This window comes from Massilia sp. Mn16-1_5 (assembly GCF_004798585.1).
Classification (GTDB): domain Bacteria; phylum Pseudomonadota; class Gammaproteobacteria; order Burkholderiales; family Burkholderiaceae_D; genus Telluria.
Window position 1 is genome coordinate 65,937 of record NZ_PPXQ01000004.1, and the last position, 13,285, is coordinate 79,221.

Here is a 13,285-nt window from a genome sequence, read left to right on the forward strand (position 1 = left end):
CCATGGACTTCCTCCAACCAGAAGGCTGGCCCCGCCCACGCGGCTACTCCAACGGCATCGCCGCCTCGGGCCGGATGGTTTTCGTCAGCGGCATGATCGGCTGGGACGCCGACGGCGTCTTCCAGACCGACGACTTCGCCGGCCAGGTGCGCCAGGCGCTGCAGAACATCGTCGCGGTGCTGGCCGAAGGCGGTGCCAAACCTGAGCACATCGTGCGCATGACCTGGTATGTGCTCGACAAGAAGGAATATGTGGCGGCGTATCCGGAGATCGGGGTGGCCTACCGCGAGCTGATCGGGAAGCATTTTCCGAGCATGACTGCGGTGCAGGTGGCGGGGCTGGTGGAGGACAGGGCGCGGGTGGAGATCGAGGTGACGGCGGTGGTGCCACCCGAAACAACATACTGAGCATGGTCTCCTCTGTAAGCTATCGAACATAGAAGTTCATCAATTCCGGGTAGGATGAATGATTCAAAGATCAACGGGGCCGTGCGCCCCTCCCGGAACTTCATGAGTACTTCTGGTGCAACCCTCGACTTGTCCAACTGCGACAAGGAGCCGATCCGTACGCCTGGAACGATCCAGCCCCATGGATTCCTGCTGACGCTATCGGACGCGCTCGACGTTCTGCAGGCGAGCGAGAATGTCCTCGACCTGGCGGGTTGCAGCGCCGAGTCGGTCATCGGGGGTGCGCTGGATGCGGTCATTGGCGCGCCGGCGGCGCAGCAGCTGGCGCCAGGGCTGTCCGCGCAACGCGAATCCCGTCCAGCCTACGTCGGTACTGTCACCGCGACAAACGGGCGTCACTTCGACGTGACGGCGCACCGCTGGGATGCATTGCTCATCGTGGAGTTCGAGCCGGTGGGCCGGCCCGCTCCCGCCGACTTTCGCGAACTCTATCCCTTGATCGGCGACTTCCTGCTGAAGGTGAACGACACGGCGTGCCTGGAGTCGCTCGCCCGCTCGGCATGCCAGCACATTCGCGCCGTCACGGGCTTTGGCCGCGTGCTCGTGTACAAATTCGACGCCGACGGTCATGGGCACGTGACCGCCGAAGCGAAAGAAGAGAGCTACGCGTCGTACATGAACCAGCATTTTCCCGCGTCGGACATTCCCGCGCAGGCGCGCGAGCTGTATGCGCTGTCGCGGATTCGCCTGATCCAGGACGCCAACTATCGGCCTTCACCCCTGGTACCGCCGGCCAACCCCAGGACCGGGCGGCCAAACGACCTCTCGTTAGCGGTCCTGCGCAGCGTTTCTCCGTTCCATTTGCAATACATGCGCAACATGACGACGATGGCGTCGATGTCGGTTTCCCTGATGGTCAAAGGCAAGCTGTGGGGCCTGGTGTCCTGTCATAACGAGGATCCCAAACCGGTCTCTTTCGAGAAACGGACTGCGTGCGAACAGCTCGCCCAGATCCTTGCCTTGTGCATCGAGTCGCGCGAGGATGCCGCCGAACTGCAGTTCCGCCTGGACGTGCGGCGCACCATGCTGTCCGTGCTGGCCGAGCTGACGCAGAACGGCGACTTCGTCGACAACCTGTCCAGGGTGTTTCCCGACCTGCTGCGCTTTGCGCGCGCCTCCGGAGCGGCGGTGGTGGTGGACGAGCGTATCCTGACGCATGGCGACACGCCCGGGCGCGAAGAGATCCAGGGGCTGGTCGAGTGGCTGTCCGGGCACGATGGCGGCGAATTGTTTCATACCGACCGGCTTTCGGCGGTCTATGCGCCGGGCACGGCCTTGATACGTAATGCGAGCGGCTTGCTGGCCATGCCGATTTCGCGTATCCACAAGCACTACCTGCTCTGGTTCCGGCCCGAGTATGTCCATACGATCGAATGGGCAGGTTACCCGCACGACAAGCTGGTCCAGGCCGCGGCGGAACAGGAGGACTTGCCCATGCAACTGTCGCCGCGCACCAGCTTCGCTGCCTGGCGCGAGACGATCCATGGCATCAGCCGGCCCTGGCATGGCGGCGAAATCGAGCTGGCTGTGGAATTTCGTAGTGCGCTGCTCGGGATCGTCCTCGAGCGCGCCGAACAGATGGCGGCACTCGCCAGCGAGCTGGGACGCTCCAACAAGGAGCTGGAAGCCTTTTCGTATTCGGTCTCGCACGACCTGCGCGCGCCCCTGCGCCACATCGTCGGTTTCTCGGACTTGCTGCTCGAATCGGCCGGCAGCGAGGGCATGCAACAGCGGCAGCGCTTCCTTTCGAATATCAAGGAATCCGCGCGCATGAGCGGCAAGCTGGTGGACGACCTGCTGTCCTTTTCGCAGATGGGACGGGTTGCCCTCCATCCGGTGGCGGTCGACATGAACGCCATGGTGGCGCGCTGCCTGGAGAAGCTGGAGCCGGATTTCTCCGGCCGCCAGATCGAATGGGATATCGCCCAACTCCCCCGGGCGTGGGCGGACCCTGCATTTCTGGAGATGGCCGTATTCAACCTGCTGTCGAACGCGATCAAATTCACGGCGCGCAAAACGCCGGCCCGCATTCGCGTGTCGGGCGAAGACTTGCCGGACGAGACCGTTTTTCACGTCACGGACAATGGGGTCGGTTTCGATATGCAGTACGTGCATAAACTCTTCGGTGTGTTCCAGCGCCTGCACCGCATGGAGGATTTCGAGGGCACAGGTATCGGGCTGGCCAACGTGCGCCGCGCGGTGGAAAGGCATCATGGCCGTGCGTGGGCGAAATCGGAGGCGGGCGAAGGGGCGACGGTTTCCTTTGCGTTGCCAAGGCAGCCTGCTGGCGCCTGACGCTCCCTTCGCAAAGCATCGATTACCAGAAGTGAGGTACTGCTCTGGTGGGGGGGCAGGTCTGGCATGTGGACACGATCTCAACAACACAATTGCCGACGGAGACCGTAGGAATTTGGCCTGAGGTTTGCCGGTCCAGTCCTGTGACAAGCGCGCTTTCTCCCCGCCCCGGGCAACTACCGACTCGATCACCCCACTACGCGTCGAGCGCCATCACCTGCAGCGGCTCGAGCGCCGGCAGCGTGTCTTTGCCATGTCCAGCCATGGCGTGCTTTGGTGCGACCTCGCGTTTAGTGCTTGCCCGAACCGGATTTCTTCCCGCCACCCGAGATCTTGTTTTCGGTGGCCCAGGCCCGGCGCTTGGCTTCGTCCTCCGAAACGCCCTTTTTCTCGTAGCCTTCCTCGATGTGCTTTGCTTGTCGTTTCTGCTTGTCGGTGTAAGCCGATTTGTCGCCTTGGGTCATGGTGTACTCCTTTTCGGTCAACATGCTTTCGTTGGAATGGGGCCAGGCCGGTGCGGTTCAGGTCCCCTTGTTTACGTCGACGGCAACTGCCTGCAACGGCGCCAGCGCCGGCCCTTCCAGCACGGTGCCATCCGGCGCGAAGCGGCTGCCATGACAATTGCAGTCCCAGCTGCGCTCGGCGTCGTTCCAGTTGATGTCGCATCCCATGTGCGTACATTTCCCGGCCACCGCCCGTAGCGTGCCATCCGCGCTGCGGTAGACGGCGACCGGCTTGCCGGCGACCTCGATCTTGCGCGCCTGGCAGGGCGCCAGGTCCGCCAGCCCGGCCTTCTGCGCAGCGTCCAGCGCCGGCGCCGAGCCGGAGTCCGTCGGTTCGGTTTTCTCGTGCTCGAAGCCTTCGGGCCGCTCTTCCTGGGCCGCCCGTCCAACCTGGTACAGCGCGGCCCACGGGTTGTTGCGTCCCAGGATGGCATCGGTCAGCAGCATGCCGGCCAGTGTGCCGTAGGTCAGGCCGTCCCCCGAGAAGCCGGTGGCGATATAGGTGCGGGCCGCATCGACATTGAGGCCGATGTAGGGCAGCTTGTCCTTGGCGCGGTAGCGCTGGGCCGACCAGCGGTATTCGACGTCGCCGACCTGGAAGTGCTTGCGGGCGTACTGCTCCAGGTTCTGGTAGCGGTCGCGCCCGATGTCTTCGTCGCCGGTCGAGTGCGCGCTGCCGACCGCGACCAGGTAGCCGAGGCCGTGCTGGGTAAAGCCGCGCAGCGAATGGCGCTCGTCGCCGATGCTCCAGTAAATGCCCGGTGCGGGGACGGCGTCGTTGCATTGCAGGGCGACGCCGTATTCGCGCACGACTTCGAGCTTGGCCTGCACCAGATGGATGCCGACCGGGCTATGGGTGGCCAGGATCACGTGCTCCGCATGCACGCTGCCATGCTCGGTGCGCACCAGCCCGGCGGCGTCGTCGACCGCCAGTACCCGCGTGTGCTCGAAGATCAGGCAGTCCTCGCTGCCGATGTGCTGGGCCAGGTGGCGCAGGTAGGCGAGCGGCTGGAACTGAGCTTGGCCCGGCACCCGCAGGGCGCGGGCGCAGGGGACGGGGAGGACGATGCTGTCGACCAGCTCGGCGTCCAGGCCGGCGCGCTTGACGGCCGCTGCTTCCTCCTCGATCTGCTTGACGTGGGCGGCGTCGGCCGCGACCAGGTGCCAGGGCGCGCGCTGGAAGCCGCAGTCCATCCCAAACCTGCCGACCGTAGACTCGATCAAGTCGACCGCTGCCGCGCGCGAGGCTAGTACCTGGCGTGCGACCTCAAGGCCATGCGCCTGCTCCAGCGTATGCACGCCCAAGTCGAGAGTCGCATACAGGTTGCCCGTCGAGTTGCCGGTGCTGCCGTCGCCGACCTTGTCCGCTTCGAGGATGGCGACGCGCTTGCCGGCTTCGACCAGCAGCATCGCGGCGCTCAGGCCGGTGATGCCGCCGCCGACGATGGCGACGTCGACCTTCAGATCGGCCTGCAGGGTCGGCAGGCAGGCTGTCTTGGCCGCGGTGCCTTGCCAGAGCGATGAGGTATCCATGCGTGTGCCTTTCTCGGGTCAGGGACGAGCGCGACCGACGGCCGCGCACGCTCGAATGATTCCGCGAATTGCAGGCAGATGGCGCGCTGTTGACCACAATAAAGACCGACCAATTACCAGAAGTAACGTGCGGCTCGACCACAAATCCCGGTGCTAAGCTGGCCCTCCCATGCCCGCCCCGATGCCGGCGCGGCGCCATCCCACCAGCGAAAGGACCGCAATGAAAGCCGTTGTTTTCCACGATATTGGCGACATCCGCCTCGACGACGTCCCCGAACCGAAGATCGAACAGCCCCAGGACGCCATCGTCCGCATCACCACCAGCGCCATCTGCGGCACCGACCTGCACTTCGTGCGCGGGACCTTCAGCGGCATGAAGCAGGGCACCATCCTCGGCCACGAGGCGGTCGGCATCGTGGAACAGCTCGGCAGCAACGTGCGCAACCTCTCGGTCGGCGACCGCGTCGTGATCCCCTCGACCATCGCCTGCGGCTACTGCTCCTATTGCCGTGCCGGCTACTACGCCCAGTGCGACAACGCGAACCCGGGCGGCCCGACCGCTGGTACCGCCTTCTACGGTGGCCCCGAAGCGACCGGCCCCTTCAACGGCCTGCAGGCGGAAAAGGCGCGCGTCCCCTTTGCCAACGTCAACCTCGTCAAGCTGCCGGCCGAGGTCACGGACGACCAGGCAATCCTGCTGTCGGACATCTTCCCGACCGGCTATTTTGGCGCCGACATGGCCAACATCAAGCATGGCCACACGGTCGCTGTGTTCGGCTGCGGCCCGGTCGGCCAGTTCGCGATCGCGTCCGCCAAGCTGATGGGCGCGAGCCGCGTGCTCGCGGTCGACCACGTGCCGGACCGCCTCGACATGGCGCGGCGCCAAGGAGCGGAGGTGATCAATTTCGACGAGGAAGATCCGGTCAAGACCATCATGGAGCTGACCGGCGGGATCGGGGTGGATTGCGCCATCGATGCGGTCGGCGTCGATGCCCAGTGCCCACACCACGGCCCCGCGGCAGCCGAGGCGGCCAAGAAAAAGGAGCAGTTCCAGCAGGAGGTCGAGAAGGTCGCGCCCGAGCAGCATCCGGACGGCGAAAACTGGATACCGGGCGATGCGCCGTCCCAGGCCCTGCAATGGGCGGTGCAGACGCTGGCCAAGGCTGGCACGCTGTCGATCATCGGCGTCTATCCACCCGCGGACGACAGCTTCCCGCTCGGCGCCGCGATGAACAAGAACCTCACCATCCGCATGGGTAACTGCAACCACCGCAAGTACGTGCCCGACCTGGTCGAGCTGGTGCGCACCGGCGCCATCGACCCGACCGCCATCGTCACCAAGCGCGAAGAGATGGATTCGGTGATCGACGCCTACAAGGAATTCGACCTGCGCCGTCCGGGCTGGCTGAAGGTCGAGCTGATCGAATCGCGCGACGGCCGCGTCGGCTGAGGAGGCCGGCATGGCGGAACAAGAAGACAAGCAGACAGTCGGCGAATTCCTGGTCGAACGCCTTGGCGCATGGGGCGTGAACCGCATCTTCGGTTATCCGGGCGACGCCATCAACGGCATCCTCTCGGCCCTGCGCAAGCAGGACCGCATCGCCTTCGTGCAGGCCCGCCACGAGGAGCTGGCTGCCTTCATGGCCTGCGCCCACGCCAAGTACACCGGCGAGGTCGGGGTGTGCCTGTCGACCTCCGGTCCGGGCGCGATCCACATGCTGAACGGCCTGTACGACGCCAAGCTGGACCACCAGCCGGTGGTCGCCATCGTCGGCCAGCAAAAGCGCGCCTCGCTGGGCGGCGACTACCAGCAGGAAGTCGACTTGGTATCGCTGTTCAAGGACGTGGCCGGCGCTTACGTGCAGATGGCGGCCAGTCCCGAACAGATCCGCCACCTGATCGACCGCGCCTTCCACATCGCCAGGACCGAGCGCCGGCCCACTTGCGTGATCGTGCCGCACGACCTGCAGACCATGGACGCCGTACCGGTGCCGCCGCGCGAGCACGGCAGCGTCCTGTCGGGTATCGGCATGGTCGCCCGCAGCATGGTGCCGCAGCCGGATGCGCTGCGGGCTGCTGCCGACATCCTGAATGCCGGCAGCAAGGTGGCGATCCTGGCCGGTGCCGGCGCCCATGGCGCGGCTGACGAACTGATCCAGGTGGCTGAGCTGCTGGGCGCAGGCGTGGCCAAGGCCCTGCTGGGCAAGATGGTGCTGCCGGACGACTTGCCCTTCGTGACTGGTTCGATCGGCGTGATCGGCACCCAGGCCAGCTTCAGGATGATGAACGAGTGCGATACCCTGCTGATGGTCGGGTCCAGCTTCCCGTATTCGGAATTCCTGCCACCGGAAGGCAAGGCGCGCGGCGTCCAGATCGACATCGACGGCACGATGGTCAGCCTGCGCTACCCGATGGAATGCAGCCTGGTCGGCGACAGCAGGGCGACGCTGCAGGCCTTGATCCCGCTGCTGCAGCGTAAGGAGGAGCGCAGCTGGCGCAACCAGATCGAGTCGGACGTCAAGGAAAGCTGGGCGCTCCTGGAGCGCAAAGCCATGAACCCGGACGCACCCGCGGTCAATCCGCAACGCGTGTTCTGGGAGCTGTCGAAACGCCTGGCGGACAATGCCGTGCTGGCCGGCGACTCCGGCACGGTGGCCTCCTGGTACGCGCTCGACATCAAGGCCAAATCCGGCATGCTCGGTTCCCTGTCCGGCGGCCTGGCCACCATGGGTTCGGCGGTGCCCTATGCCTACGCGGCCAAGCTGGCCCATCCCGAGCGGCCGGTGATCGCCCTGGTCGGCGACGGCGCGATGCAGATGAACGGCATGAATGGCCTGATCACCATGGCGCGCGACTACAAGGAGTGGAAGGACCCGCGCATCGTCATCGTGGTGCTGAACAACCGCGACCTCAGTTTTGTAACCTGGGAACAGCGCGGCATGGCCGGCGAGCCGAAGGTCGAGGAGTCGCAGCAGCTGCCCGACGTGGCCTACGCCGACTACGCAAAGCTGCTGGGCCTCGATGGCGTGCGGGTCGAGCAGCCGGAGCAGATCGCCGCCGCGCTCGACGCCGCCTTCCGGAGCGACCGGCCCTTCGTGATCGACGTGCTGAGCGATCCCAACATGCCGCCGCTGCCGCCGCACATCACGCGCTCGCAGGCCGAGCAGTATTACAAGGCGATCGAGGCGGGGGATGCGGAAGCCGATGCGGTGCGGCGGGCGCTGGAGGTGCAGGGCGGCGAATGATATCCCTGGCGGACAGGGCGCCGGCGTTGCCGAATGGTGACACGGCACCCACGGCGATTTGACGTTTTCTGAGCGCATGCTTTATGATTTTATAAGAAAAATTTCATAATGCGGCATGCGCGATTCCTCCTCGACCCGGTTCATCCGCTTCCACCTCAAGACGCGCCACCTGGTCCTGCTGGTCGAACTCGGCCGCCATGCCTCCATCGTCCACGCCGCCGAAGCGGCAGGCCTGACCCAGCCCGGCGCCTCGAAGCTGATCGGTGAACTCGAACACGCTCTCGGCGTGACCCTGTTCGAACGCCTGCCGCGCGGCGTGGTGCCGACCTGGTATGGCGAGGTGCTGATCCGGCGGGCCGGCGCGGCGCTGGCCGAGATGGATGCGGCGCACCAGGAGATCATGATAGGCGTCGCCGGGATCGGTGGACGGGTGTGCATCGGCAGCGTGCTCGGGCCGGCGGCGTCCCTGGTGCCGCAGGCGATCAAGCTGCTCAAGGAACGCAGCCCGCGCACCCAGGTGGCGGTATCGGTCGACACCAGCAGGACCATGGTCGAACAGCTGCGCAGCGGGGAGCTGGACATCGTCATCGGCCGCGTCAATGATCCTGCCGCCGCGGCCGAACTCGATTTCGAGCCGCTCGCCGACGAACCGCAGCACCTCATCGTGCGTGCCGGCCACCCGTGGCTGGGGCGGCGCGACCTCGCCCTCGACGACCTGGCCGGCGCCGCCTGGATCCTGCCGGCGGGAGGGAGGGTGCGCGACCAGCTGATGGCGCTCTTCGTCAGCAAGGGGCTGGAGCAGCCCTTCGACATCGTCGAGACCATCTCGCTGCCGCTGGTGCCGCGCCTGCTGCTCGATAGCGACCGCATCGTCGCACTGCCACGCGAACTGGTGCAGGCGCAGCTGGAGGCGGGCACATTGGCCTTGTTACCCTTCGATATCAAGCTGCGCGCCGACGTCTATGGCATCGTGACGCGCAAGCGCCATCACCTGTCTCCCGCCGCCGAGGCGATGCTCGGGGCCCTGCGTGAAGCGGCGGCCTTCGGGCTGGTACCGGCCCGATGAATACGGAATTGGCATATCTCCCGCGCGTTTGGTTATTGGAATCCGCCTGCCGCGGATCGTATGATCTCTGCCATGACATGCGCGGCCTTGATCCGCGCGGGGGAGACCATCGTCCATGAACCGTTTTTCGATCGCGCGCGTGCCGGCTTCGTTTGCTGTGGCGCTGCTCGCCGCAGGCTGCGCAAGCACCGCTCCCCCCGCCAGCTCGCTGGGCGACTTCCCCGATCCCTTCATCCTCGCAGACGGTGGCGGCTACTACGCCTACGCGACCAATGCCAACGACAGGCACGTCCAGTTGCGGCACTCGACGGACCTGAGAACCTGGCGCGCGCTGCCCGATGCGATGCCGGCGCTGGCGTCCTGGGTGCGCCAGCCGGTGCCGCACGTGTGGGCGCCGGAGGTGATCAAGCTGGGCGAGCGCTACGTCCTGTATTACACGGCGCATGACCGCGCATCGGACCGCCAGTGCGTCGGCGCCGCCGTATCGAGCTCGCCTGCCGGTCCATTCGCCGACAGCGCCGCCAAGCCCCTGGTCTGTCAGGCCGACCTGGGCGGCACCATCGACGCCAGTCCCTTCCTCGACGGCGGCCGCCTCTACCTCTACTTCAAAAGCGACGGCAACTGCTGCGGCAAGCCGACCCACATCTTCGCGCAGGAGTTGCGACCCGACGGCCTGGCAGTTATCGGCACGCCGACCCGCCTGCTGACGAATGGCCGCACCTGGGAAGGCAAGGTGATCGAAGCGCCGACCATGGTGGTCCGCAACGGCAAATACGTCCTGATGTATTCGGCGAACGACTTCGGCGACGGCACCTACGCTGCCGGCTATGCCAGCTGCGCCGGACCGGTCGGACCCTGCGAGCCGGTCGGCGACGCGCCCTTCCTGAAGAGCATGGAGGGCAAGCTGTATGGGCCGGGCCATCAGGCCATATTCCGCGTCGGGGAGCAGGACTACATCGCCTATCACGCCTGGGAGCTGAAACCGAACGGCAAGCGCGCGGACCGGCGCTTTCTCTACATCGACAAACTGGATTGGGTGGACGGCAAACCGGTCGTACAGGGCACGACCCTGGTCAGGTAGGCGGCATAATACGCAGAAGACGGGCCGGTACAGGTCCGGCGCGACAAGACATACGGAGACAAAGTGGTGCAACGCAGACGTGTACTCGCCGCCTCGGCCCTGGCGCTGCTGACGCCCGCGGCCAGGGCGCAGCCGCGGGTGGAGGTCCGCCTGTGGACCCTGCTCAGCGGCGGCGACGGCGCGCGCATGCGGGCCCTGATCGACAGTTTCAATGCCAGCCAGCGCGGCGTGCGCGTGGTCAGCACGACCCTGAAATGGGGCGAGCCCTTCTATACCAAGCTGATTACCTCGACCGTGGTCGGGGAGGGGCCGGACATCGCCACCGTCCACCTTTCGCGCCTGCCGAACCTGGCCGGCGGCGGCGTGCTGCGTCCGATCGGCGCGCTCGAGCTGGCAGCGGCCGGCCTGCAAGGCAGCGATTATTTCCCCCGGCAGTGGGAGAAGTCGCGCTATGCGGGCGCGCCCTACGCGATACCGCTCGACCTGCATCCGCTGGTCCTCTATTACAACAAGAAGCTGGTGAGCCAGGCCGGCCTGCTCGATGCCGGCGGCCAGCTGAAGCCGATCGTCGGCTACGATGCACTGAGCGCTGCTTTCAGAGGCGTCAAGGAACGCACCGGCAAGGCCGGGCTGGCGATGGAGGCGGGGCAGGGCTCGTATGCTATCTGGCGCCTGTGGGTGTCGCTGCTGGCCCAGCGCCGGGTGCCGATCATCGAGAACGGGCGCTTCGTGTATGGCGCGGCGGGCGTCGAGGAACTGGCCAGGGTCAGCGCCTGGTTCACGCGCGGCTACGCGCCTGCGGGGCTGGACTATCCGGCTTCGACCAGCCAGTACATGGGCGGCGGCGCCGGCTTCATGATCAACGGCGTGTGGGAGGTGCCGGAAGTCGTACGCGCCACGAAAGCCGGCACGCTCGGCTTCGAGTACGGCATCGTCCCTCTGCCGCGCCTGTACCAGGACGCCAGCGTCTGGACCGACTCGCATGCCTTCGCCATCCCCGCCAATGAAGGCCGCCCGATGGCGCCGGAAAAGGTGAGGGCGGTGCTGGCTTTCGTGGCCTACGTCAGCCGCCATTCGATGGGCTGGGCCGAGGGCGGCCACGTGCCGGCCTACCGTCCCGTGGCCGAGTCGCGCGAGGCGCGCGCCCTGATGCCGAACGCGCTGTATGCGGAGGCAGCCAAAAACGTCGTCTACGATCCGGACGGCTGGTACATGGGCGCCGCCGGGCCGGTCGAGGCGATGGCCTCCAAGTTCATGCCGGGCGCCTTGTCCGGCCAGCTGACTCCGCAGGAGGCGCTCGGGATGTTCGAGCGCGAGGCCTCGCGCCTGCTGCGCAAGAAGCCGCCGCGTTATTGAGGCCCCTGATGGAGATGCCCGTCACCACCACCACCGCTTTCCGGCCCCAGGCCATGCGCGAAGGCTTGCCCGCCGCGCTGCTGCTGGCGCCGTTCGCGCTGGTTTTCCTGCTGTTCTTCCTGGCGCCGGCGGCCCAGACCTTCTATCTCAGCCTCACCGAGAGCAGCCTGACGCGCACCAGCGCCTTCGTCGGCCTGGCCAATTACGCGACCCTGGTGCAGGACCCGTCCTTCTGGGCTTCGCTCGGCACGACCTTTTATTTCGCGCTGCTGACGGTGATCCCGCTGACCGCGCTCGGCCTGGTGATGGCGCTGCTCGTGCATCGCTTCGTGCGGGTGCAGGGCTGGCTGCAGGGCGCCTTTTTCCTGCCCTATGTGCTGCCGATCTCGGTGATGACCCTGATCGCGGACTGGATGCTGCAGCCTTCGTCGGGCGTGATCAACCACCTGGTCGGCGGCCAGCGCGCCTGGCTGTCCGACGTGCACTGGGCGCTGCCGGTGGTGGCGATCGGCACCGTCTGGTGGACCGTCGGTTTCAATATGCTGATGCTGCTGGCCGGCCTGCGCAACATTCCGGCCGAGCTGTACGAAGCGGCGGCCCTGGACGGCGCACGCGGTTTTACCTTGTTCCGCGCGATTACCTGGCCGGCCCTGAAGCCGGTGGTCGGCACGGCGCTGCTGCTGCAGCTGATCGCGTCCCTGAAGGTCTTCGGCCAGACCTATATTCTTACCAGCGGCGGGCCGTACAACACCAGCCGGGTCACCCTGCACTACATGTACGAAACCGCGTTCACGCAGAGCGACGCTGGTTATGCCGCCGCCGTGGCGATGGCCTTCATGCTGGTCGTGATCGCGCTGTCGCTGCTGGCGCGCGCAGTTGCAAAGAGGGCCGCATGAACAATCGCTCCCAGCTCGGCTGGACCATTGCCGCGGTCACAGCCGCCGTACTGCTGGCGCTTCTATGGGCCTTCCCGCTGCTGTGGGCCGCGTCCACGGCGCTGCGGCCGGAGCACGAAACCGTCTCCAGCGTGTTCCACTGGCTGCCCCAGACCTGGACCCTGGATGCGTTCCGCACCACCCTCAGCGCCGGCAACATGCCGCGCTGGCTGTTCAACAGCGCGCTGGTCTCGCTGCTGGTGACGCTGGTGACGATGGCGCTGAGCCTCTGTGCGGCCTACGCCTTTTCGCAGCTGCGCTTCCGCGGGCGCGGCCTGCTGTTCGGCCTGGCGATGCTGGCCTTCCTGCTGCCCTTCGAAGCCTTGCTGGTGCCGCTGTTTCGCACGATGCACCAGCTCGGGCTGATCAACAGCTATGCCGGCCTGGTGCTGCCGCAGGTGGTGTCGCCGGTCGTGATCTACGTATTCAAGCAGTTCTTCGATGCGATTCCCGCCGACTTCCGCGAAGCGGCGGTGATGGACGGCGCCAACCCGCTGCGCATCCTGTGGAGCGTCTACCTGCCGATCTCGGGGAACATCGTGTGGGCGATGGCGATCGTCACCTTTATCGGGGCCTGGAACAACTTCCTCTGGCCCTTCATCATCGTCACCTCGAACGAGATGATGACGATCCCGCTGGGCCTGACCCAGACCTACGACGCCTTCGGCGTGCGCTACGCCCAGCTGATGGCGGCCGCGCTCCTCGGCGCGCTGCCGGTGGCGCTGGCCTACATCGCGTTCCAGCGCCGCGTAACGCAAGGCTTCCTCGCCGCGAGCGGACTCAAAGGATAAACAAGGAACAAGA

11 protein-coding genes are annotated in these 13,285 nt (G+C 66.1%); 9 read left to right on the plus strand and 2 right to left on the minus strand.

The window, feature by feature from the left end; translation table 11 throughout:
• Positions 1 to 2 precede the first annotated feature (2 nt).
• Positions 3 to 407: a RidA family protein gene (locus C2862_RS05655; protein ID WP_136219137.1), complete on the plus strand. Its 405-nt coding sequence runs from the start codon at positions 3 to 5 to the stop codon at positions 405 to 407.
• 102 nt (positions 408 to 509) lie between these two features.
• Positions 510 to 2,762 carry an ATP-binding protein gene (locus C2862_RS05660; protein WP_136219138.1) on the plus strand — a complete coding sequence of 751 codons (2,253 nt, stop codon included), beginning with the start codon at positions 510 to 512 and terminating at the stop codon, positions 2,760 to 2,762.
• Positions 2,763 to 3,052: 290 nt separating this feature from the next.
• Here C2862_RS05660 and C2862_RS25200 read toward each other — a convergent pair whose 3' ends face one another.
• On the minus strand, positions 3,053 to 3,226 hold the full coding sequence (locus tag C2862_RS25200) for a hypothetical protein (RefSeq protein WP_168710010.1): 174 nt from the start codon (positions 3,224 to 3,226) through the stop codon (positions 3,053 to 3,055).
• Positions 3,227 to 3,283: 57 nt separating this feature from the next.
• The gene (locus tag C2862_RS05665; protein ID WP_136219139.1) at positions 3,284 to 4,798 is read right to left on the minus strand and encodes an FAD-dependent oxidoreductase; all 1,515 of its coding nucleotides are present in this window, start codon (positions 4,796 to 4,798) and stop codon (positions 3,284 to 3,286) included.
• A gap of 220 nt (positions 4,799 to 5,018) precedes the next feature.
• Here C2862_RS05665 and C2862_RS05670 point away from each other — a divergent pair, with 220 nt between their 5' ends.
• From C2862_RS05670 to C2862_RS05700, 7 genes are all read left to right on the plus strand, one after another.
• Positions 5,019 to 6,248, plus strand: a complete 1,230-nt coding sequence (locus tag C2862_RS05670) for a zinc-dependent alcohol dehydrogenase (protein WP_136219140.1) — start codon at positions 5,019 to 5,021, stop codon at positions 6,246 to 6,248.
• 10 nt (positions 6,249 to 6,258) lie between these two features.
• Positions 6,259 to 8,043: a thiamine pyrophosphate-requiring protein gene (locus C2862_RS05675; RefSeq protein WP_136219141.1), complete on the plus strand. Its 1,785-nt coding sequence runs from the start codon at positions 6,259 to 6,261 to the stop codon at positions 8,041 to 8,043.
• A gap of 115 nt (positions 8,044 to 8,158) precedes the next feature.
• A complete protein-coding gene (locus tag C2862_RS05680) occupies positions 8,159 to 9,109 on the plus strand; it encodes a LysR substrate-binding domain-containing protein (protein WP_136219142.1) in 951 nt (316 codons plus the stop codon).
• Between the two features lie 115 nt (positions 9,110 to 9,224).
• Positions 9,225 to 10,190, plus strand: coding sequence for a glycoside hydrolase family 43 protein (locus C2862_RS05685; protein WP_136219143.1), 966 nt, complete (start codon positions 9,225 to 9,227; stop codon positions 10,188 to 10,190).
• Positions 10,191 to 10,256: 66 nt separating this feature from the next.
• A complete protein-coding gene (locus C2862_RS05690) occupies positions 10,257 to 11,546 on the plus strand; it encodes an extracellular solute-binding protein (RefSeq protein WP_229467304.1) in 1,290 nt (429 codons plus the stop codon).
• A gap of 8 nt (positions 11,547 to 11,554) precedes the next feature.
• Positions 11,555 to 12,442: a carbohydrate ABC transporter permease gene (locus C2862_RS05695; RefSeq protein ID WP_136219144.1), complete on the plus strand. Its 888-nt coding sequence runs from the start codon at positions 11,555 to 11,557 to the stop codon at positions 12,440 to 12,442.
• Entirely contained in the window at positions 12,439 to 13,272 is an 834-nt protein-coding gene (locus C2862_RS05700) for a carbohydrate ABC transporter permease (RefSeq protein WP_136219145.1), read from the plus strand. Before C2862_RS05695 ends, C2862_RS05700 begins: the two co-directional genes overlap by 4 nt.
• The last annotated feature ends 13 nt before the right edge of the window (positions 13,273 to 13,285 follow it).

Excerpts from the sequence above, each read along its gene's own strand:
- C2862_RS05655 (WP_136219137.1), top strand. The coding sequence starts at position 3 with ATGGACTTCCTCCAACCAGAAGGCTGGCCCCGCCCACGCGGCTACTCC.
- C2862_RS05660 (WP_136219138.1), top strand. The coding sequence starts at position 510 with ATGAGTACTTCTGGTGCAACCCTCGACTTGTCCAACTGCGACAAGGAG.
- C2862_RS25200 (WP_168710010.1), bottom strand. The coding sequence starts at position 3,226 with ATGACCCAAGGCGACAAATCGGCTTACACCGACAAGCAGAAACGACAA.
- C2862_RS05665 (WP_136219139.1), bottom strand. The coding sequence starts at position 4,798 with ATGGATACCTCATCGCTCTGGCAAGGCACCGCGGCCAAGACAGCCTGC.
- C2862_RS05670 (WP_136219140.1), top strand. The coding sequence starts at position 5,019 with ATGAAAGCCGTTGTTTTCCACGATATTGGCGACATCCGCCTCGACGAC.
- C2862_RS05675 (WP_136219141.1), top strand. The coding sequence starts at position 6,259 with ATGGCGGAACAAGAAGACAAGCAGACAGTCGGCGAATTCCTGGTCGAA.
- C2862_RS05680 (WP_136219142.1), top strand. The coding sequence starts at position 8,159 with ATGCGCGATTCCTCCTCGACCCGGTTCATCCGCTTCCACCTCAAGACG.
- C2862_RS05685 (WP_136219143.1), top strand. The coding sequence starts at position 9,225 with ATGAACCGTTTTTCGATCGCGCGCGTGCCGGCTTCGTTTGCTGTGGCG.
- C2862_RS05695 (WP_136219144.1), top strand. The coding sequence starts at position 11,555 with ATGGAGATGCCCGTCACCACCACCACCGCTTTCCGGCCCCAGGCCATG.
- C2862_RS05700 (WP_136219145.1), top strand. The coding sequence starts at position 12,439 with ATGAACAATCGCTCCCAGCTCGGCTGGACCATTGCCGCGGTCACAGCC.